This window comes from Enterobacter cloacae (assembly GCF_013375935.1).
Taxonomy (GTDB): domain Bacteria; phylum Pseudomonadota; class Gammaproteobacteria; order Enterobacterales; family Enterobacteriaceae; genus Enterobacter; species Enterobacter pasteurii.
This window is the reverse complement of the sequence record NZ_CP056117.1, coordinates 305,030-323,980: the sequence shown is the minus strand read 5'-3', so window position 1 is coordinate 323,980 and position 18,951 is coordinate 305,030. Positions and strand designations below refer to the sequence as shown.

Here is an 18,951-nt window from a genome sequence, read left to right as displayed (position 1 = left end):
ATGTCATCATTTGACTACATCAAGACCGCAATCCGCCAGAAGGGCTGCACGCTGCAGCAGGTGGCGGACGCCAGCGGAATGACCAAAGGCTACCTGAGCCAACTGCTTAACGCCAAAATCAAAAGCCCCAGCGCGCAAAAGCTCGAAGCGCTGCACCGCTTTCTGGGGCTTGAATTTCCACGCATGCAAAAGAACATCGGCGTGGTGTTCGGTAAGTTCTACCCGCTGCATACCGGGCATATCTACCTGATCCAGCGCGCCTGTAGCCAGGTGGACGAACTGCACATCATCATGGGTTACGATGAAACCCGCGATCGCCTGCTGTTTGAAGACAGCGCCATGTCGCAGCAGCCCACGGTGCCGGATCGTCTGCGCTGGCTGCTTCAGACCTTTAAGTATCAAAAAAACATTCGCATTCATGCCTTTAACGAGGAGGGCATGGAGCCGTATCCGCACGGCTGGGACGTGTGGAGTAACGGCATCAAAGCGTTTATGGAAGAGAAGGGCATTGCGCCTAACTGGATCTACACCTCTGAAGAATCCGACGCGCCGCAGTTCCGCGAGCATCTGGGCATCGAGACGGTGCTTATCGATCCGAAGCGTACCTTCATGAACATCAGCGGGGCGCAGATCCGCGAGAACCCGTTCCGCTACTGGGACTACATTCCAACCGAAGTAAAGCCGTTCTTCGTGCGTACGGTAGCCATTCTTGGCGGCGAGTCGAGCGGAAAATCGACGCTGGTGAATAAGCTGGCGAACATCTTCAACACCACCAGCGCGTGGGAGTATGGCCGCGATTATGTTTTCTCACATCTCGGCGGTGACGAGATGGCATTGCAGTATTCCGACTACGACAAAATCGCGCTCGGCCATGCCCAGTACATTGATTTCGCGGTGAAGTACGCCAATAAAGTGGCGTTCATCGATACCGATTTCGTCACCACTCAGGCGTTCTGTAAAAAGTACGAAGGCCGCGAGCACCCGTTTGTGCAGGCGCTGATTGATGAATATCGCTTCGACCTGGTGATCCTGCTGGAAAACAACACGCCATGGGTGGCCGACGGCATGCGCAGCCTGGGCAGCTCGGTGGACAGGCGAGAGTTCCAGACGATGCTGGTGGAGATGCTTAACGAGAACAACGTTGAGTTTGTGCACGTGGAAGCATCGGATTACGACACCCGCTTCCTGCGCTGCGTCGAGCTGGTGAAGGAGATGATGGGGGAGCAGGGGTAAATTCACAGGTTTGCCCCTCACCCTAACCCTCTCCCAAAGGGAGAGGGGATCGCACGGAGCTGTCTTTACCCTCTCCCCCTTGGGGAGAGGGCAGGGTGAGGGGAATCAAACCACTCAGAACGCAACCACCACCTTCCCGCGCATATGCCCTTCCAGCACCCTGCGGTGCGCCTCGGTAATGCTTTCCACGCTCAGACCGTGCAGCGTTTCGCTCAGCGAACTTGTCACCACGCCGTTATCCACCAGCTTCGCCACCTCGTTTAAGATCTCACCCTGACGCGCCATATCGGCGGTCTGGTACATGCTGCGGGTATACATAAATTCCCAGTGCAGCGCGGCGGACTTAGATTTCAGCTTATCCTGGTTCAGCGGATGCGCATTTTCGACGATGGAGCAAATGTGCCCCTGCGGCGCAATCAGTTCGCTGACCGTATCCCAGTGGCCATCGGTATCATTAAGAATGAAAATGTAATCCACAAAGCTAATGCCCTGCTTTGCCAGCTCACCTTTAAGATCGCGATAATCCACCACCAGATCCGCTCCGCGATCGCGGCACCACCGGGCGGAGTCTTCCCGCGACGCGGTGGCGATCACCTTAACCTTGCTGCCTTGTTTTGCGAACGGGATCGCCAGCGATCCCACTCCGCCAGCACCGCCGACGATCAGCAGCGTGTTGTCCGATCCGGCATCCTGAATGTTCAGACGCTCGAACAGCCCTTCCCAGGCGGTCAGCGCGGTCAGCGGCAATGCGGCAGCCGCATCCCAGCCCAGGCTTGCAGGCTTACGCCCAACAATGCGCGCGTCAATCAGCTGGTGCGTGGTATTACTGCCCGGACGGGTAATGTCGCCCGCGTACCACACTTCGTCGCCCGGTTTGAACCCGGTGACGCCTGCCCCAACGGCTTTGACGATCCCGCTGGCGTCCCATCCGAGAATACGTGGCGCTTTCAGCCCATTTTTGACAAGGCCTGCATGCACCTTAGTATCCACCGGGTTAACGGAGACGGCTTTCACTTCCACCAGCAGATCGTGCTCGCCGGGCTGCGGCATCGGCGGGGCGATTTCAATGAAAGCGGAGGGATTGGCGGGGTTAACGGCAATGGCTTTAACGGACATGGTGTGCTCCTCAATGGCATGCGTTTTGATGAGACTAGTCTATTAAGTGGTCACGCGCGTGATAAGATGGACAATCGAGAACTCAGCGTTCGTACAGGATGAACAATCATGTTTAAACAGCTTCAGGATATGGCGCTGTTTGCGCTGGTGGCGGAGACGGGAAGCTTTACCGCGGCGGCCCGGAAGGCGGAGCTGCCTAAATCCAGCGTCAGCCAGCGCATTAGCCAGCTTGAACAGCAGCTGGGGATCCGCTTGCTCAATCGGACGACGCGCAGGATCAACCTGACCTTTGCCGGCGAGCATTATCTGGTGCACTGCCGCGAGATGCTGGCGGCCAGCGAGCGGGCGGAGTATGCCATCCAGCGCCTGCGCGACAACCCCAGCGGACGGCTGCGGATCACCTGTCCTGCGGGGATCGGCGCAACGCTTCTGGCACATCTTAATGCCGAATTTCAGCTTCGCTACCCTGACGTTTCGCTCGATGTATCAATTTCTGACGACGTGGTGGATCTGGTCGAGTCCGGTTTTGACGTGGCGCTACGTACCGGCAAGCCGCAGGATTCATCCCTGATTGGCCGGATGATCGGGCACTGCCCGCGCTATATGCTGGCATCGCCCGATTATCTGGCGCGTCGTGAGCCGTTAGTCCATCCGCGTCAGCTGGTGGAGCATCGCTGCATTACCCACAGGTCCTGGTCTGAGTGGCTGCTGCGAAGCGAGAGCGAAGACTATCGCTACCTGCCGGACAACGCGCATTTAACCGATAACCTGGTGTACGCCCGCGAGTGTGCGATTGCCGGGGCGGGGATCACGCTGTTGCCCGCATTTCTGCTGGAAGACAAGGTTGAAAAGGGGGCGCTGGTGAAGGTGCTGCCGGAGTGGAGCGTGGAGGGGAACGACCTGTGGCTGGCCTATCCGAGCCGTAAGCTCAATTCGCCCGCGCTGATGAGCTATATCGAGTTTGCGATGCAGTTTGATGAGGTGAGGCGGTACTACGTAGGAAGGTAGTTCTGTGCGGCCTGATGCCCTCACCCTGACCTTCTTCCTCGGGGCTGAGGGAACAAACATAAAAAACGGCAACCGAAGTTGCCGTTCTGCTTTTATTTCGCGATACGCTTGTACTTAATACGCTTCGGCTCCAGCGCGTCTGCGCCCAGCGTGCGTTTCTTGTACTCTTCGTATTCGGTGAAGTTACCTTCGAAGAACTCTACCTTACCTTCGTCCTGGTAATCCAGGATGTGGGTTGCGATACGGTCCAGGAACCAGCGGTCGTGCGAGATAACCATTGCACAGCCCGGGAACTCCAGCAGGGCGTTTTCCAGCGCGCGCAGGGTTTCGATGTCCAGGTCGTTGGTTGGTTCATCGAGCAGCAGAACGTTACCGCCAACCTGCAGCAGCTTCGCCAGATGCAGGCGACCGCGCTCGCCGCCGGACAGCTCGCCCACGCGTTTGCCCTGGTCGGTGCCCTTGAAGTTAAAGCGGCCAACGTAGGCACGGCTTGGCATCTCGGTGTTGCCGATACGCATGATATCCAGACCGCCGGACACTTCTTCCCACACGGTTTTGCTGTTATCCATTGCGTCACGGAACTGGTCAACGGACGCCAGCTTCACGGTCTCACCCAGGGTGATAGAGCCGCTGTCAGGCTGTTCCTGACCGGACATCATGCGGAACAGCGTGGATTTACCCGCGCCGTTCGGACCGATGATACCGACGATAGCGCCCTTCGGTACGGAGAAGGTCAGGTCGTCGATCAGCAGGCGGTCGCCGTAGGACTTACGCAGGTTGGTCACTTCAACCACTTTATCCCCCAGACGCGCTCCAGGTGGAATAAACAGTTCGTTGGTTTCGTTACGTTTCTGGTATTCGGTATTGTTAAGCTCTTCAAAGCGCGCCAGACGGGCTTTGCCCTTGGACTGACGGCCTTTCGCACCCTGACGCACCCACTCCAGCTCTTTCTCGATAGACTTGCGACGCGCCGCTTCCTGAGACGCTTCCTGCGCCAGACGCTGATCTTTCTGCTCCAGCCAGGAGGAGTAGTTGCCTTCCCACGGAATACCTTCACCGCGGTCCAGCTCCAGGATCCAGCCCGCCACGTTGTCGAGGAAGTAACGGTCGTGAGTGATCGCCACCACGGTGCCTTCGAAGTCGTGCAGGAAGCGTTCCAGCCACGCTACGGACTCTGCATCCAGGTGGTTCGTCGGTTCGTCGAGCAGCAGCATGTCTGGTTTTTCCAGCAGCAGGCGGCACAGCGCCACGCGGCGACGCTCACCACCGGAGAGGTTAGCGATTTTCGCATCCCAGTCCGGCAGGCGCAGGGCATCAGCCGCGCGCTCAAGCTGCACGTTCAGGTTGTGACCGTCGTGCGCCTGGATAATCTCTTCGTATTTGCCCTGCTGAGCGGCCAGCTTGTCGAAGTCCGCATCCGGCTCGGCGTATTTGGCATACACTTCATCCAGGCCTTTCAGCGCGTTAACCACTTCGGACACCGCTTCTTCAACGGATTCACGCACGGTGTGTTCCGGGTTCAGCTGAGGTTCCTGCGGCAGGTAGCCGATCTTGATGCCTGGCTGCGGACGGGCTTCACCTTCGATGTCTGTATCGATGCCGGCCATGATGCGCAGCAGGGTGGACTTACCGGCACCGTTGAGACCCAGGACACCGATTTTTGCGCCCGGGAAGAAGCTCAGCGAGATATTTTTAAGAATATGACGTTTCGGCGGGACAACTTTGCCGACACGATGCATGGTATAAACGAATTGAGCCACGTTGGACTTCGCCTCTTTTATCGTGATGAGAATGAATTTCAGCCTCGAAGTGTAGCCTTTTTCACGCCCTAATCCCAGCCAGGAACGTCGGGAGTGTTAAAACGCGCAAGAAAGGTAAAAAAGTGTCCATGACGTGGCGCGTTGCGGGATGCCTGGTTAGCATAAGTTGATGTGACTTTGACGTGGCAAGACGCTGCAACTAACGAAAAACAATGAGGAAGAGCTTGTGGAAAAAGCCAAACGGGTGGTCTGGCGTCTGCTGGCTGCCAGCGTATGCGTAATGGCGGTAAGCCAGGCGGTGCATGCCGATTCACTGGACGAACAACGTAGCCGCTATGCCCAGATTAAGCAGGCATGGGACAACAGGCAGATGGATACCGTGCAGGCGCTGATGCCGACGTTGAAGGATTATCCGCTGTATCCGTATCTGGAGTATCGCCAGATTACTGACGATCTGATGAATCAACCAACCGTCACCGTGAACAACTTCATTCAGGCGAACCCGACCCTGCCGCCTGCGCGCACCCTGAAGTCCCGGTTCGTGAACGAGCTTGCCCGTCGCGAAGACTGGCGCGGCCTGCTGGCGTTCAGCCCGGACAAGCCGGGCGCGACGGAAGCGCAGTGTAATTACTATTACGCGAAATGGGCTACCGGCCAGCAGGAAGAAGCGTGGGCCGGCGCAAAAGAGCTGTGGCTGACGGGCAAAAGCCAGCCCAACGCCTGCGATCCGCTTTTCAGCGCCTGGCGCGCGTCGGGGCAGCAGGATCCGCTCTCCTACCTCGAACGCATCCGCCTGGCTATGAAGGCCGGGAACACGCGGCTGGTCACCGTGCTGGCGGGGCAAATGCCGGCGGATTATCAGACCATTGCTTCTGCCGTTATCGGCCTGGCAAACGATCCGAACACCGTCCTGACGTTTGCGCGCACCACTGGCGCGACCGATTTTACCCGGCAGATGGCGGCAGTCGCCTTTGCCAGCGTGGCGCGTGATGATGTGGAAAACGCGCGGCTGATGATCCCGCAGCTGGTGCAGGCCCAACAGCTCAATGACGATCAAACCCAGGAGCTGCGCGACATTGTGGTGTGGCGACTGATGGGAGCAGACGTCACCGATGAGCAGGCCCGCTGGCGTGACGATGCGGTCATGCGCTCAAACTCTGTCTCGCTGGTCGAGCGTCGCGTGCGTATGGCGCTGGGAACGGGCGATCGCCGCGGCCTGAATACCTGGCTGGCGCGCCTGCCGATGGACGCCAAAGAGAAAGACGAATGGCGCTACTGGCAGGCGGATCTGCTGCTGGAGCGCGGTCGTGAAGACGAAGCCAAAGATATCCTTCACTCCCTGATGCAGCAGCGCGGATTCTACCCGATGGCGGCGGCGCAGCGTCTGGGCGAGACGTACACGCTTAAGATCGACAAAGCGCCAGCCACCGCGAACCCGACGCTGACGCAGGGGGCGGAAATGGCGCGCGTTCGCGAGCTGATGTACTGGAATCTGGATAACACCGCGCGCAGCGAGTGGGCCAATCTGGTCACCAGCCGCACCACGGACGAGAAAGCGCAGCTTGCCCGCTATGCGTTCGATAACCGCTGGTGGGATCTGAGCGTGCAGGCGACGATCTCCGGCAAGCTGTGGGATCACCTTGAGGAGCGTTTCCCGCTGGCTTACAGCGATCTCTTTGAGCGCTACACCAGCGGCAAAGATATTCCGCAAAGCTACGCGATGGCCATTGCCCGTCAGGAGAGCGCCTGGAACCCGAAAGTCCGTTCTCCGGTAGGCGCCAGCGGCCTGATGCAGATCATGCCGGGCACCGCGACGCACACGGTGAAGATGTTTAATATCCCAGGCTACAGCAGCCCGTCGCAGCTGCTGGATCTGGAGACCAACATCAACATCGGTACCAGCTACCTGCAGTACGTCTATCAGCAGTTTGGCAATAACCGCATCTTCGCGTCAGCGGCCTACAACGCGGGGCCGGGGCGCGTGCGCACCTGGCTTGGCAACAGCGCAGGGCGTATCGACGCCGTAGCGTTCGTCGAGAGTATTCCGTTCTCCGAAACGCGTGGCTACGTGAAGAACGTGCTGGCTTATGACGCTTACTATCGCCACTTCATGGGGGAGAAAGATGCGCTGATGAGCGATGCCGAGTGGCAGAGACGTTACTGATCGGCGCGGGTTGTGTTATGCTGTACTCGTTAATGAGTACAAGAGGCAGCATAACATGACCCAGCATTCCCCGTATTCCTCGGCAATGGCCGAACAGCGTCATCAGGAGTGGCTTCGTTTTGTGGAGTTGCTCCGCCAGTCTTATGACAAGGATCTGCATCTACCGCTATTACAGCTTATGCTGACGCCCGATGAACGCGAAGCGCTGGGCACGCGGGTACGCATTATTGAAGAGCTGCTGCGCGGCGAAATGAGCCAGCGCGAGCTGAAAAACGAGCTAGGCGCGGGCATTGCGACAATCACCCGCGGATCGAATAGCCTGAAATCTGCGCCGGTTGAGCTGCGCCAGTGGCTGGAGCAGATCCTCTTGGGCGCTCAGCGATAAATCGCGTTATGAAACGGGCTCAACGCTAAAACTACCGCCTGGTGATACACGCCTGAGCGGGTCAAAACGCCTTTGGTGAAGACGCCAATTGCCCCTTCTTTACGGCCAATCTCGTCAATGCCGGTGTACTGCGACATCACCGGCCCGAGCGCTTCACCTTCGCGCACTTTATTCAGAATGATTTCCGGCAGCGGCAGGGTGGCTGAACGCGCTTCACCGCGCTGCTCGCGGCTTTCGATAACAACCCAGCTGAAGGTTGCGCCTTCGTCGATCCCCGCTTCAATCGCGACCCAGAAGTCAGCGCCTGGTGCGGCGGCTTTGGCATTCGCCACGCGATTTCGTGCGCCAGCGCGCGTTTCCTCGCTGCCAAACGGCTGTTCCGGTACGCCGCTCTCGACGCCGATGGCGTCAATATGGCAGGATCCTTCGCCGAAGATCTCTTCAAATGCCCTTAGAATTGCCTGAATTTTGGCAGGATTGGTGGTAGCAGAGACAACATGGTGCATAATTAAGCTCGATTCAAAAAAACTCATCGCAGTATAACGGAAAAAAAGCATGTTACAGGTATACCTTGTTCGCCACGGTGAAACGCAGTGGAACGCCGAGCGACGTATTCAAGGCCAGTCAGACAGTCCTCTCACCGAGAAGGGGGTGCAACAGGCGTGGCAGGTGGCGGAACGCGCCAGAACGCTGGGTATCACTCACATTATTTCCAGTGATTTAGGCCGCACGCAGCAGACGGCACGCATTATCGCTGATGCCTGCGGCTGCGACGTCACTCTCGAGCCGCGCCTGCGCGAGCTGGACATGGGCGTGCTGGAAAAACGCCCTATCGATACGCTGACGGAAACCGAAGAAGGCTGGCGTCGTGCGCTGGTGAACGGTACGGAAGAGGGGCGTATCCCTGAGGGAGAGTCCATGCAGGAGCTGAGCGTGCGCATGCATGCCGCGCTGGCCGAGTGCCTGAAGCTTCCGGCAGGTAGCCGTCCGCTGCTGGTGAGTCACGGCATCGCGCTGGGTTGCCTGGTGAGCACTATTCTGGGGCTGCCGGCATATGCCGAACGCCGACTGCGACTGCGCAACTGCTCCATTTCCCGCATCGACTATCAGGAAAGCGCCTGGCTTGCGTCGGGTTGGGTGGTTGAGATGGCAGGGGACATTTCGCATCTCGATGCCCCTGCGCTGGACGAATTGCAGCGTTAACGCCGTACCGGGATAAGGAATTCCATCCGCAGATTGATAGGGCCTTCTTCCGGCTTAGCGTCCTGCGCCGGATAGTAGCGCTCAATGTCCTGACCTTTACGGCGATTCAGATTCAGCATTGGCATGCAGGTCCCGTAAACGGTCAGGATAAACTCCTGAACGCCCGTACCTAAGCCCTCGTAGGAGAACATGACGTACTCGCCGCCTTCCAGCACGACAGGCTTAGCGCCCTGAATGTAGCCATTTGCCATGTCAGGGGTGAGCGCGGTGGTGTAAAACACCTCCTGCTCGTCGTCTTTTTCCTGACTCGGGTGCGTTTCGTTCAGGCCATACAGAATCGGCGGAATAGCCGGGGCGTGGCTTAAAAATTCGCGCCAGAACTGAACCCGCATCTGATGACGGAACTCGGAGATCTGCTCCAGAGAGCAGGCGTAGCTCTGCGTGGTGCCGATCAGGTGCGTTTCCGGCAGGGTGACGATTTCATATTTTGGCATCGCAAACTCGCCCAGACGAAGCGGCGGACGCATGCCAAACGAGCTCCAGTCGGGCGAGCGGCGATAGAGCGCCGGCGTTAACGAGAACTGTTTTTTAAAGGCGCGGGTGAAGGTTTGCTGCGAATCGAAGCGATATTGCAGGGCAATATCCAGAATCGGCCGTGCGGTCAGACGCAGCGCGACGGCAGATTTTGATAAACGACGGGCACGAATATAGGCACCGATAGCATGACCGGTGACATCCTTGAACATCCGTTGCAGATGCCACTTGGAATAGCCTGCTTTTGCCGCCACATTATCCAGTGACAAAGGCTGGTCGAGATGACCTTCCAGCCAGGTGAGCAGGTCGCGAATAATTCCAGCCTGATCCATATACTATCCTCATCCTTAAAACTGCTGCAGGTGCCTGATTACAGGTTAGCGGATAATAGCATTTTTTGACGTTTTAGCATTCAGTGTTTTTTTTGCGCATTAATGCTTTTTGTGGTGATTTATACGCAAATATATTCTAATCCTGTGATCTTGCTACATTTTTGCCTCACCTGTTGAATAATCGCTCAGCGTAATTTTTATGAATGGTAACAATATGAAATACAAGGCTTTACTCTTTGCGGCACTGGCTTTGATGGCCGGGCGCGCGGCGCAGGCGGAGCAAATTGGCTCCGTGGATACCGTGTTTAAAATGTTTGGGCCGGACCACAAAATTGTGGTGGAGGCGTTTGACGATCCGGACGTGAAAAACGTCACCTGCTATGTCAGCCGGGCGAAAACGGGCGGCATTAAGGGCGGTCTGGGGCTGGCTGAAGACACTTCCGACGCGGCCATTTCCTGCCAGCAGGTTGGTCCGGTTGAGCTAAGCGACAAAATCAAAAACGGCAAAGCGCAGGGCGACGTCGTGTTCCAGAAACGGACCTCGCTGGTGTTCAAAAAGCTGCAGGTGGTGCGTTTTTATGACGCGAAACGCAACACCCTGGCTTATCTGGCCTACTCGGACAAAGTGGTGGAAGGCTCACCGAAAAACGCGATTAGCGCGGTGCCGATTATGCCGTGGCACTGATAAAAAAAACGGCGCTAAAAGCGCCGTTTTTTACTGCGTGACGAGCCGGATTACTCCTGAAGATCGCCGCAGAAACGATAACCTTCGCCATGGATAGTGGCGATGATTTCCGGCGTATCAGGCGTAGATTCGAAATGCTTACGAATACGACGGATGGTCACGTCAACGGTACGATCGTGTGGCTTCAGCTCACGGCCGGTCATTTTCTTCAGCAATTCTGCACGGGACTGAATTTTGCCCGGGTTTTCGCAGAAATGCAGCATCGCGCGGAATTCACTGTGCGGCAGTTTATACTGCTCACCGTTCGGGCTAATCAGCGAACGGCTATTGATATCAAGTTCCCAGCCGTTGAACTTGTAGCTTTCAACGCTACGACGCTCTTCGCTGACCGTGCCCAGATTCATAGTACGGGACAGCAGGTTGCGTGCACGAATGGTTAACTCGCGAGGGTTGAACGGCTTGGTGATGTAGTCATCCGCGCCGATTTCCAGACCAAGAATTTTATCAACCTCGTTGTCACGGCCTGTCAGGAACATCAACGCGACGTTCGCCTGTTCACGCAGCTCGCGCGCCAGAAGAAGGCCGTTTTTGCCCGGCAGGTTGATATCCATAATCACCAGGTTGATATCATTTTCAGAAAGGATTTGATGCATCTCTGCGCCATCGGTCGCTTCAAAGACATCGTAGCCTTCTGCTTCGAAAATGCTCTTTAACGTGTTGCGTGTTACCAACTCGTCTTCAACGATAAGAATGTGCGGGGTCTGCATGTTTGCTACCTAAATTGCCAACTAAATCGAAACAGGAAGTACAAAAGTCCCTGATCTGCCTGATGCATGTCGCAAATTAACATGATCGGCCTAACGTGACTAAAGTACGTAATTGCGTTCTTGATGCACTTTCCATCAACGTCAACAACATCATTAGCTTGGTCGTGGGTACTTTTCCTCAGGACCCGACAGTGTCAAAAACGGCTGTCATCCTAACCATTTTAACAGCAACATAACAGGCTAAGTGACACCGGACACCCAATAAAACTACGCTTCGTTGACATATATCAAGTTCAATTGTAGCACGTTAACAGTTTGATGAAATCATCGTAGCCGAATGCTAGCCTTTGTCACAATTTTTCAATAAACCAACTAGTTGCGGACATTAATTGATAAACGGTACGAATCCAATTGAGAATGAGTATTCACAGGCTCATTATCATTATAAAACATAAGGATAATCAGGTTCTGTTAACATTCTAACTAATTGTTCAGTCACAAAATAGTGTAGCGTTTTTAATTTGTTATGAAACGCTATTTCGGTGATTTGTGTTGCAATTTTGTAAATTCGTGCTGCGTAATATGTTGAAGTGAATCACATTTTTATCCGCTAACTGCTTAAAAAGAGAGCATAAATGCATCTGTCGATTGTGCTGGTGGCGCCAGCAAGAGCCGAGAATATTGGCGCTGCGGCGCGCGCCATGAAGACCATGGGTTTTACGGATTTGCGTATTGTGGACAGCACGGCGCATCTGGAGCCTGCCGCGCGCTGGGTGGCGCACGGTTCGGGAGATATTCTCGATAATATAACCACTTACGCTACGCTCGCCGACGCGCTGCACGATATTTCTTTTACCGTCGCCACGACCGCACGCAGCCGGGCGAAGTTTCATTACTACGCCACGCCCGCCGAGCTGGTGCCGATGCTGAGCGAGAAAAGCCAGTGGCTGGAGAAAGCGGCGCTGGTTTTTGGCCGCGAAGATTCCGGGCTGACCAACGATGAGCTGGCGCTGGCTGACGTGCTGACGGGCGCGCCAATGGTGGCGGATTATCCGTCGCTAAATCTCGGGCAGGCGGTTATGGTCTATTGCTATCAATTGGCATCCTTAATACAAATTTCTCAGCCGCCAGTGACGGCAACGGATGAAAACCAGCTGGCTGCGCTGCGCGCGCGCGTGGAAAACCTGCTTGGGCAGCTGGGCGTAGCGGACGATCAAAAACTGGTGGACTGGCTGCAGCAGCGATTAGGCCGACTTGAACAGCGCGACACGGCAATGTTGCACCGATTGCTGCATGATATTGAAAAAAAATTGGCCGAGTAAAATAGTGTCATAGGTTTTTATTATGGCCGATCGTGCTGATGTCTAGGGTTGCATCTGGGTTATTCCGATGAAAATAAATCTGCGCGCAGCGGGACGTGAGAACGTCCCAAACTGTGATCGAATTAAAAATTCATTGACTTAAGGTGCCCGATCCTTTAACCCTAAAAGAATACAGCACAGACAGATAATAATGACAGAGTACACAACATCCATGAAACGCATCAGCATCACCACCATTACCACAACCATCATCATTACCACAGGTAACGATGCGGGCTGACGCGTACAGGAAAAACAGAAAAAAGCCCGCACCTGAACAGTGCGGGCTTTTTTTTCGGCTAAAGGAAATGAGGTAGAACCCATGCGAGTGTTGAAGTTCGGCGGTACGTCAGTGGCAAATGCAGAGCGTTTTCTGCGCGTTGCCGATATCCTGGAAAGTAACGCCAGGCAGGGGCAGGTTGCCACCGTGCTCTCTGCCCCGGCCAAAATCACGAACCACCTGGTGGCGATGATTGAAAAAACCATCGGTGGCCAGGGTGCACTTCCGAACATCAGCGACGCCGAGCGTATTTTTGCAGAACTGCTGCAGGGGCTGGCAGACGCTCAGCCAGGCTTCCCGCTGGCGCAGCTGAAAACCACCGTTGAACATGAATTTGCCCAGATCAAACACGTCCTGCACGGTATCAGCCTGCTGGGCCAGTGCCCGGACAGCATCAACGCGGCGCTGATCTGCCGGGGTGAAAAACTCTCTATCGCCATTATGGCGGGCGTGCTGGAAGCGCGCGGACACGGCGTGACCGTAATCGATCCCGTTGAAAAACTGCTGGCGGTCGGCCACTACCTCGAATCCACCGTCGACATTGCCGAGTCGACTCGCCGCATTGTCGCGAGCAAAATTCCGTCTGACCATATGATCCTGATGGCGGGCTTCACCGCCGGAAACGAGAAGGGCGAGCTGGTGGTGCTGGGCCGTAACGGCTCCGATTACTCTGCTGCCGTACTGGCGGCCTGCTTACGCGCAGACTGCTGTGAGATCTGGACCGACGTCGACGGCGTTTATACCTGTGACCCGCGTCAGGTGCCGGACGCCAGGCTGCTGAAGTCGATGTCGTATCAGGAAGCGATGGAGCTTTCTTACTTCGGCGCTAAAGTGCTTCACCCGCGTACCATCTCTCCGATTGCCCAGTTCCAGATCCCTTGCCTGATTAAAAATACCGGTAACCCGCAGGCGCCGGGCACGCTGATTGGCGCCAGCTCGGATGAAGATGGCCTGCCGGTGAAAGGCATTTCTAACCTGAACAATATGGCGATGTTCAGCGTCTCCGGCCCCGGGATGAAGGGCATGGTCGGCATGGCAGCCCGCGTGTTTGCCGCCATGTCCCGCAACGGCATTTCCGTCGTGCTGATCACCCAGTCCTCTTCCGAATACAGCATCAGCTTCTGCGTGCCGCAGGGCGACTGCCTGCGCGCCCGCCGCGCGCTGGAAGAAGAGTTCTACCTTGAGCTGAAAGAGGAGCTGCTGGAGCCGCTCTCCATTCAGGAGCGTCTGGCCGTGATCTCCGTCGTTGGCGACGGCATGCGCACCCTGCGCGGTATTTCTGCCAAATTCTTTGCCGCGCTGGCGCGGGCCAATATTAATATCGTGGCGATTGCGCAGGGCTCGTCTGAGCGTTCAATTTCCGTGGTTGTGAATAACGATGATGCCACCACCGGCGTACGCGTGGTTCACCAGATGCTGTTCAACACCGATCAGGTGATCGAGCTGTTCCTGGTTGGCGTCGGCGGCGTCGGCGGCGCGCTGCTGGAGCAGGTGAAGCGCCAGCAGGAGTGGCTTAAGAAGAAACATATCGATCTGCGCGTCTGCGGTATCGCTAACTCCAGGGCTTTGCTGACTAACGTTCATGGCCTTAACCTGGAAAACTGGCAGGCGGAGCTGGAAGAGGCAAAAGAGCCGTTCAACCTGGGCCGCCTGATCCGGCTGGTGAAAGAGTATCACCTGCTTAACCCGGTGATCGTCGACTGTACCTCCAGCCAGGCGGTTGCCGATCAGTACGCGGACTTCCTGCGCGAAGGGTTCCACGTGGTAACGCCGAACAAAAAGGCCAACACCTCGTCGATGGATTACTATCACCAGCTGCGCCTGGCGGCGAGCAAGTCCCGCCGCAAGTTCCTGTACGACACCAACGTGGGCGCGGGTCTGCCGGTCATCGAGAACCTGCAAAACCTGCTGAACGCGGGCGACGAACTGCAGCGATTCTCCGGCATTCTCTCCGGCTCCCTGTCGTTTATCTTCGGCAAGCTTGATGAAGGCATGAGCCTGTCGGAGGCCACCCGCGCCGCGCGCGAGCTGGGCTACACCGAGCCGGACCCGCGTGACGATCTCTCCGGCATGGACGTGGCGCGCAAGCTGCTGATCCTGGTGCGCGAAACCGGCCGCGAGCTGGAGCTGTCGGACATTGTGATTGAACCGGTACTGCCGGCGGAGTTTGACGGCAGCGGGGACGTTGATGCCTTTATGGCGAAACTCCCTCAGCTGGACGACGCCTTTGCCGCTCGCGTTGCGAAAGCCCGTGATGACGGTAAGGTATTGCGCTATGTTGGCAACATTGAGGAAGATGGCGTGTGCCGCGTGAAGATTGCCGAAGTGGACGGCAACGATCCGCTGTACAAGGTGAAAAACGGCGAGAACGCGCTGGCGTTTTACAGCCACTATTATCAACCACTGCCGCTGGTGCTTCGCGGCTATGGTGCAGGGAATGATGTGACGGCGGCGGGCGTGTTTGCCGATCTGCTGCGTACCCTGTCATGGAAGTTAGGAGTTTAACATGGTCAAAGTTTATGCCCCGGCTTCCAGCGCTAACATGAGCGTTGGGTTTGACGTGCTGGGCGCGGCGGTGACGCCGGTTGATGGTTCGCTGCTGGGCGATACGGTTACGGTGGAAGCGGCAGACAGCTTCAGCCTGAATAACGTGGGCCGCTTCGCCAGCAAGCTGCCGTCTGACCCGCGCGAGAACATCGTTTATCAGTGCTGGGAGCGCTTTTGTCAGGAGATCGGCAAAAGCGTGCCGGTGACCATGACGCTGGAAAAAAGCATGCCGATTGGCTCCGGGCTGGGCTCCAGCGCCTGCTCGGTGGTCGCCGCGCTGGTGGCGATGAACGAGCATTGCGGCAAGCCGTTAAATAACAGCCGCCTGCTGGCGCTGATGGGCGAGCTGGAAGGGCGCATCTCCGGCAGCATTCATTATGATAACGTCGCCCCCTGCTTCCTCGGCGGCATGCAGCTGATGATCGAAGAAAATGGCATCATCAGCCAGCAGGTGCCAGGGTTTGATGAGTGGCTGTGGGTGCTGGCCTATCCGGGAATTAAAGTTTCTACCGCCGAAGCGCGCGCGATCCTGCCCGCGCAGTATCGTCGTCAGGACTGCATTGCCCACGGCCGTCATCTGGCGGGCTTTATCCACGCCTGCTATACCCGTCAGCCGCAGCTGGCGGCGAAGCTGATGAAAGACGTTATTGCCGAGCCGTACCGCACTAAGCTGCTGCCCGGCTTTAACGAGGCGCGACAGGCGTCTATGGATATCGGCGCGCAGGCGTGCGGCATCTCTGGCTCCGGCCCGACGCTGTTTGCCTTATGCGACAAGCCAGACACCGCGCAGCGCGTGGCGGACTGGCTCTCTAAACACTACCTGCAAAATCAGGAAGGCTTTGTTCATATTTGCCGTCTGGACACGGCTGGCGCACGAGTACTGGGATAACGAATGAAACTCTACAACCTTAAAGATCATAACGAGCAGGTCAGCTTCGCGCAGGCGGTGACTCAGGGGCTGGGCAAAAATCAGGGGCTGTTTTTCCCCCATGACCTGCCGGAATTTCAGCTGACCGACATTGACGAGCTGCTGAAGCAGGACTTTGTCACCCGCAGCACCAAAATTCTCTCCGCGTTTATCGGGGATGAAATCCCACAGGAGCTGCTGGAAGAGCGCGTGCGTGCGGCGTTTGCTTTCCCGGCTCCGGTTAAGCAGGTGGAGCCGGACGTCGGCTGCCTGGAGCTGTTCCACGGCCCTACGCTGGCGTTCAAAGACTTCGGCGGTCGCTTTATGGCGCAGATGCTGACCCACATCAGCGGCGACAAACCGGTGACCATCCTGACCGCAACCTCCGGCGATACCGGTGCGGCGGTCGCCCATGCGTTCTACGGCCTGAAAAACGTGCGCGTGGTGATCCTCTATCCGAAAGGCAAAATCAGCCCTCTGCAGGAAAAACTGTTCTGCACGCTCGGCGGCAACATTGAAACCGTGGCGATCGACGGTGACTTCGATGCCTGCCAGGCGCTGGTGAAGCAGGCCTTCGATGATGAAGAGCTGAAGGCAGCGCTGGGGCTGAACTCCGCCAACTCCATCAACATCAGCCGCCTGCTGGCGCAGATCTGCTACTACTTCGAGGCGGTGGCCCAGCTTCCGCAGGAGGCGCGCAATCAGCTGGTGGTTTCCGTGCCAAGCGGTAACTTCGGTGACCTGACGGCGGGCCTGCTGGCGAAATCGCTCGGTCTGCCGGTGAAGCGCTTTATCGCCGCCACCAACGCCAACGACACCGTGCCGCGCTTCCTGAAGGACGGTAAGTGGGCGCCAAACGCCACCCAGGCGACGCTCTCCAACGCGATGGATGTGTCACAGCCAAACAACTGGCCGCGCGTGGAAGAACTCTTCCGCCGCAAGATCTGGCGCCTGAGCGACCTCGGCTATGCGGCAGTGACGGACGAAACCACTAAAGCGACCATGCGCGAGCTGAAGGCGGTGGGCTATACCTCTGAGCCGCACGCGGCGATTGCCTACCGTGCGCTGCGCGACAGTCTTCAACCGGGGGAGTATGGCCTGTTCCTCGGCACGGCGCATCCTGCCAAGTTCAAAGAGAGCGTGGAAGCTATTCTGGGCGAAACGCTGCCGCTGCCAAAAGAGCTGGCCGAGCGCGCCGACCTGCCGCTACTCTCCCATGAGCTGCCGGCAGATTTCGCGGCGCTGCGTAAGCTGATGATGACGCGCGGATAATTTTTGTTGGGTGGCGGCTACGCCTGACCCGATCCACATCAGCTCTGAACAGAGGCCGGGCAAGCGCAGCGCTACCCGGCTTTTTTTTTGTGAAGAAATTAAGGAGGAAATAAGCAGGAAAAAAGCAGAAATTCCCAATAAATGCGGTCACTTAGCGTTTAGGATTGCAGAGAATAACATCCCCCGTTCCCTTCACGTACTCTCCTTACATCGGCCCACGCTGGGCAAAAAGAATAAGGAGTCATCGATGTCTACACTGAAACCTGCACTCATCGCGCTTTCACTGATGCTGGCCGTTCCCATGGCGGTGCAGGCAGCCGAGATCACCCTCGTGCCTGCGGTAAAACTGCAGATTGGCGATCGGGACAATAGCGGGCACTACTGGGATGGCGGCCGCTGGTGCGACCATGACTGGTGGAAGGCACACTATGACTGGCGCGATAACCGCTGGCGTCCGCACGATGAACGTCGCGACCGTCACGACCATCACCGTCATGACGAGCGTCGTCCGGGGCCGGACCGCAAACACCATTAATGCAAACCCCGCCAGCTGGCGGGGTTTGGTTTTACTGCTCGTGGCGCTTAAACACCAGCTCGTTTTTCCCTGACGATGCTTCATCAAAGAAATAGCCTTCGCTGTTGAATCCGGTAAGCTGCTCCGGCTTCGTCAGGCGGTTTTGAATGATGTAGCGGCTCATCAGGCCGCGCGCTTTTTTGGCGTAGAAGCTGATGACTTTGAATTTGCCGTTCTTCTCGTCGAGGAACACCGGCTTGATAATGTCCGCATTCAGCTTTTTCGGCTTCACCGATTTGAAGTACTCATCGGAGGCCAGATTAATCACCACGTTATCGCCCTGAGCCTGGAGCGCCGCGTTAAGCGTCCCGGTGATGATATCGCCCCAGAAATGATACAGATCCTTGCCTTTGGCGTTTTCGAGGCGGATGCCCATCTCCAGACGATACGGCTGCATCAGATCCAGCGGGCGCAGCACGCCGTACAGGCCGGACAGCATGCGCAGATGCTGCTGGGCAAAATCGAAGTCCGCTTCGCTAAACGTTTCTGCCTGCAGGCCGGTATACACGTCACCTTTGAAGGCCAGCAGCGCCTGGCGGGCGTTGGCCGGCGTGAAGTCCGGCTGCCACTCATGGAAGCGGGTGGCGTTCAGGTCTGCAAGTTTATCGCTGATGCCCATCAGCGAGGCGATCTGCGGGGCGGACAGCTTACGCGCCTCGCGGATCAGCTGTTGTGAATAATCCAGCAGTTCCGGCTGGGTATAACGCTCGGTGGCGAGCGGGCTCTGGTAGTCGAGCGTTTTTGCAGGTGAAATCAGAATCAGCATATCCAGTCCTTGCAGGAAATTTAGAGCGACTTTAACAAAAAATCGCCCTGAATTGAT

Annotated in this window: 19 protein-coding genes and 1 other annotated feature; of the genes, 13 read left to right on the top strand and 6 right to left on the bottom strand. The window is 56.9% G+C overall.

Annotated features, from left to right (window positions below):
- Positions 1-1,233 carry a multifunctional transcriptional regulator/nicotinamide-nucleotide adenylyltransferase/ribosylnicotinamide kinase NadR gene (gene nadR / locus HWQ14_RS01450; protein ID WP_148421962.1) on the top strand — a complete coding sequence of 411 codons (1,233 nt, stop codon included), beginning with the start codon at positions 1-3 and terminating at the stop codon, positions 1,231-1,233.
- Between the two features lie 114 nt (positions 1,234-1,347).
- Here the strand turns inward: nadR and HWQ14_RS01445 are convergent, their stop codons facing one another.
- A complete protein-coding gene (locus HWQ14_RS01445; protein ID WP_176608754.1) occupies positions 1,348-2,349 on the bottom strand; it encodes a zinc-binding alcohol dehydrogenase family protein in 1,002 nt (333 codons plus the stop codon).
- Between the two features lie 108 nt (positions 2,350-2,457).
- Between HWQ14_RS01445 and HWQ14_RS01440 the strand changes: the two genes are divergently transcribed.
- Positions 2,458-3,357 carry a LysR family transcriptional regulator gene (locus tag HWQ14_RS01440; RefSeq protein WP_176608753.1) on the top strand — a complete coding sequence of 300 codons (900 nt, stop codon included), beginning with the start codon at positions 2,458-2,460 and terminating at the stop codon, positions 3,355-3,357.
- 92 nt (positions 3,358-3,449) lie between these two features.
- Here the strand turns inward: HWQ14_RS01440 and ettA are convergent, their stop codons facing one another.
- The gene (ettA, locus tag HWQ14_RS01435; RefSeq protein WP_006810191.1) at positions 3,450-5,117 is read right to left on the bottom strand and encodes an energy-dependent translational throttle protein EttA; all 1,668 of its coding nucleotides are present in this window, start codon (positions 5,115-5,117) and stop codon (positions 3,450-3,452) included.
- Between the two features lie 226 nt (positions 5,118-5,343).
- Between ettA and sltY the strand changes: the two genes are divergently transcribed.
- Entirely contained in the window at positions 5,344-7,281 is a 1,938-nt protein-coding gene (gene sltY, locus HWQ14_RS01430; protein WP_176608752.1) for a murein transglycosylase, read from the top strand.
- A 55-nt stretch (positions 7,282-7,336) separates the two neighbouring features.
- Positions 7,337-7,666 carry a trp operon repressor gene (gene trpR, locus HWQ14_RS01425; protein ID WP_176608751.1) on the top strand — a complete coding sequence of 110 codons (330 nt, stop codon included), beginning with the start codon at positions 7,337-7,339 and terminating at the stop codon, positions 7,664-7,666.
- Here trpR and yjjX read toward each other — a convergent pair.
- Positions 7,657-8,172: an inosine/xanthosine triphosphatase gene (gene yjjX, locus HWQ14_RS01420; RefSeq protein WP_176608750.1), complete on the bottom strand. Its 516-nt coding sequence runs from the start codon at positions 8,170-8,172 to the stop codon at positions 7,657-7,659. The genes trpR and yjjX overlap by 10 nt on opposite strands.
- A gap of 49 nt (positions 8,173-8,221) precedes the next feature.
- On the opposite strand from yjjX, the gene gpmB reads away from it, so the two are divergent.
- Positions 8,222-8,869 carry a 2,3-diphosphoglycerate-dependent phosphoglycerate mutase GpmB gene (gpmB, locus tag HWQ14_RS01415; RefSeq protein ID WP_176608749.1) on the top strand — a complete coding sequence of 216 codons (648 nt, stop codon included), beginning with the start codon at positions 8,222-8,224 and terminating at the stop codon, positions 8,867-8,869.
- Here gpmB and robA read toward each other — a convergent pair.
- Entirely contained in the window at positions 8,866-9,735 is an 870-nt protein-coding gene (gene robA, locus HWQ14_RS01410) for an MDR efflux pump AcrAB transcriptional activator RobA (protein ID WP_148420020.1), read from the bottom strand. The two genes, gpmB and robA, sit on opposite strands and share 4 nt — an antisense overlap.
- Positions 9,736-9,949: 214 nt before the next feature.
- Here robA and creA point away from each other — a divergent pair, with 214 nt between their 5' ends.
- Complete coding sequence (gene creA, locus HWQ14_RS01405) at positions 9,950-10,420, top strand: protein CreA (protein WP_148420021.1); 471 nt, start codon at positions 9,950-9,952, stop codon at positions 10,418-10,420.
- 50 nt (positions 10,421-10,470) lie between these two features.
- Here the strand turns inward: creA and arcA are convergent, their stop codons facing one another.
- Positions 10,471-11,187: a two-component system response regulator ArcA gene (arcA, locus tag HWQ14_RS01400; RefSeq protein ID WP_176608748.1), complete on the bottom strand. Its 717-nt coding sequence runs from the start codon at positions 11,185-11,187 to the stop codon at positions 10,471-10,473.
- A 95-nt stretch (positions 11,188-11,282) separates the two neighbouring features.
- On the opposite strand from arcA, the gene yjjY reads away from it, so the two are divergent.
- The 7 genes from yjjY to HWQ14_RS01365 all read left to right on the top strand — a co-directional run bounded on the left by yjjY (position 11,283) and on the right by HWQ14_RS01365 (position 18,089).
- Positions 11,283-11,423 (top strand): protein YjjY, encoded by a 141-nt coding sequence (yjjY, locus tag HWQ14_RS01395; protein ID WP_001303782.1) that lies wholly within the window; start codon positions 11,283-11,285, stop codon positions 11,421-11,423.
- Between the two features lie 399 nt (positions 11,424-11,822).
- Positions 11,823-12,509: a tRNA/rRNA methyltransferase gene (locus tag HWQ14_RS01390; RefSeq protein WP_176608747.1), complete on the top strand. Its 687-nt coding sequence runs from the start codon at positions 11,823-11,825 to the stop codon at positions 12,507-12,509.
- A 211-nt stretch (positions 12,510-12,720) separates the two neighbouring features.
- Positions 12,721-12,789, top strand: coding sequence for a thr operon leader peptide (thrL, locus tag HWQ14_RS01385; protein ID WP_015572623.1), 69 nt, complete (start codon positions 12,721-12,723; stop codon positions 12,787-12,789).
- Positions 12,728-12,845 (top strand) — a sequence feature (Thr leader region). It overlaps the preceding gene by 62 nt.
- A gap of 25 nt (positions 12,846-12,870) precedes the next feature.
- Positions 12,871-15,333 (top strand): bifunctional aspartate kinase/homoserine dehydrogenase I, encoded by a 2,463-nt coding sequence (thrA, locus tag HWQ14_RS01380; RefSeq protein WP_176608746.1) that lies wholly within the window; start codon positions 12,871-12,873, stop codon positions 15,331-15,333.
- A gap of 1 nt (position 15,334) precedes the next feature.
- Positions 15,335-16,264: a homoserine kinase gene (gene thrB / locus HWQ14_RS01375; protein ID WP_148420024.1), complete on the top strand. Its 930-nt coding sequence runs from the start codon at positions 15,335-15,337 to the stop codon at positions 16,262-16,264.
- 3 nt (positions 16,265-16,267) lie between these two features.
- Positions 16,268-17,554, top strand: a complete 1,287-nt coding sequence (thrC, locus tag HWQ14_RS01370; RefSeq protein WP_148420025.1) for a threonine synthase — start codon at positions 16,268-16,270, stop codon at positions 17,552-17,554.
- 247 nt (positions 17,555-17,801) lie between these two features.
- Positions 17,802-18,089, top strand: a complete 288-nt coding sequence (locus HWQ14_RS01365) for a DUF2502 domain-containing protein (protein ID WP_176608745.1) — start codon at positions 17,802-17,804, stop codon at positions 18,087-18,089.
- Positions 18,090-18,120: 31 nt separating this feature from the next.
- Here the strand turns inward: HWQ14_RS01365 and yaaA are convergent, their stop codons facing one another.
- Complete coding sequence (yaaA, locus tag HWQ14_RS01360; RefSeq protein WP_176608744.1) at positions 18,121-18,894, bottom strand: peroxide stress protein YaaA; 774 nt, start codon at positions 18,892-18,894, stop codon at positions 18,121-18,123.
- Between the last annotated feature and the right edge of the window lie 57 nt (positions 18,895-18,951).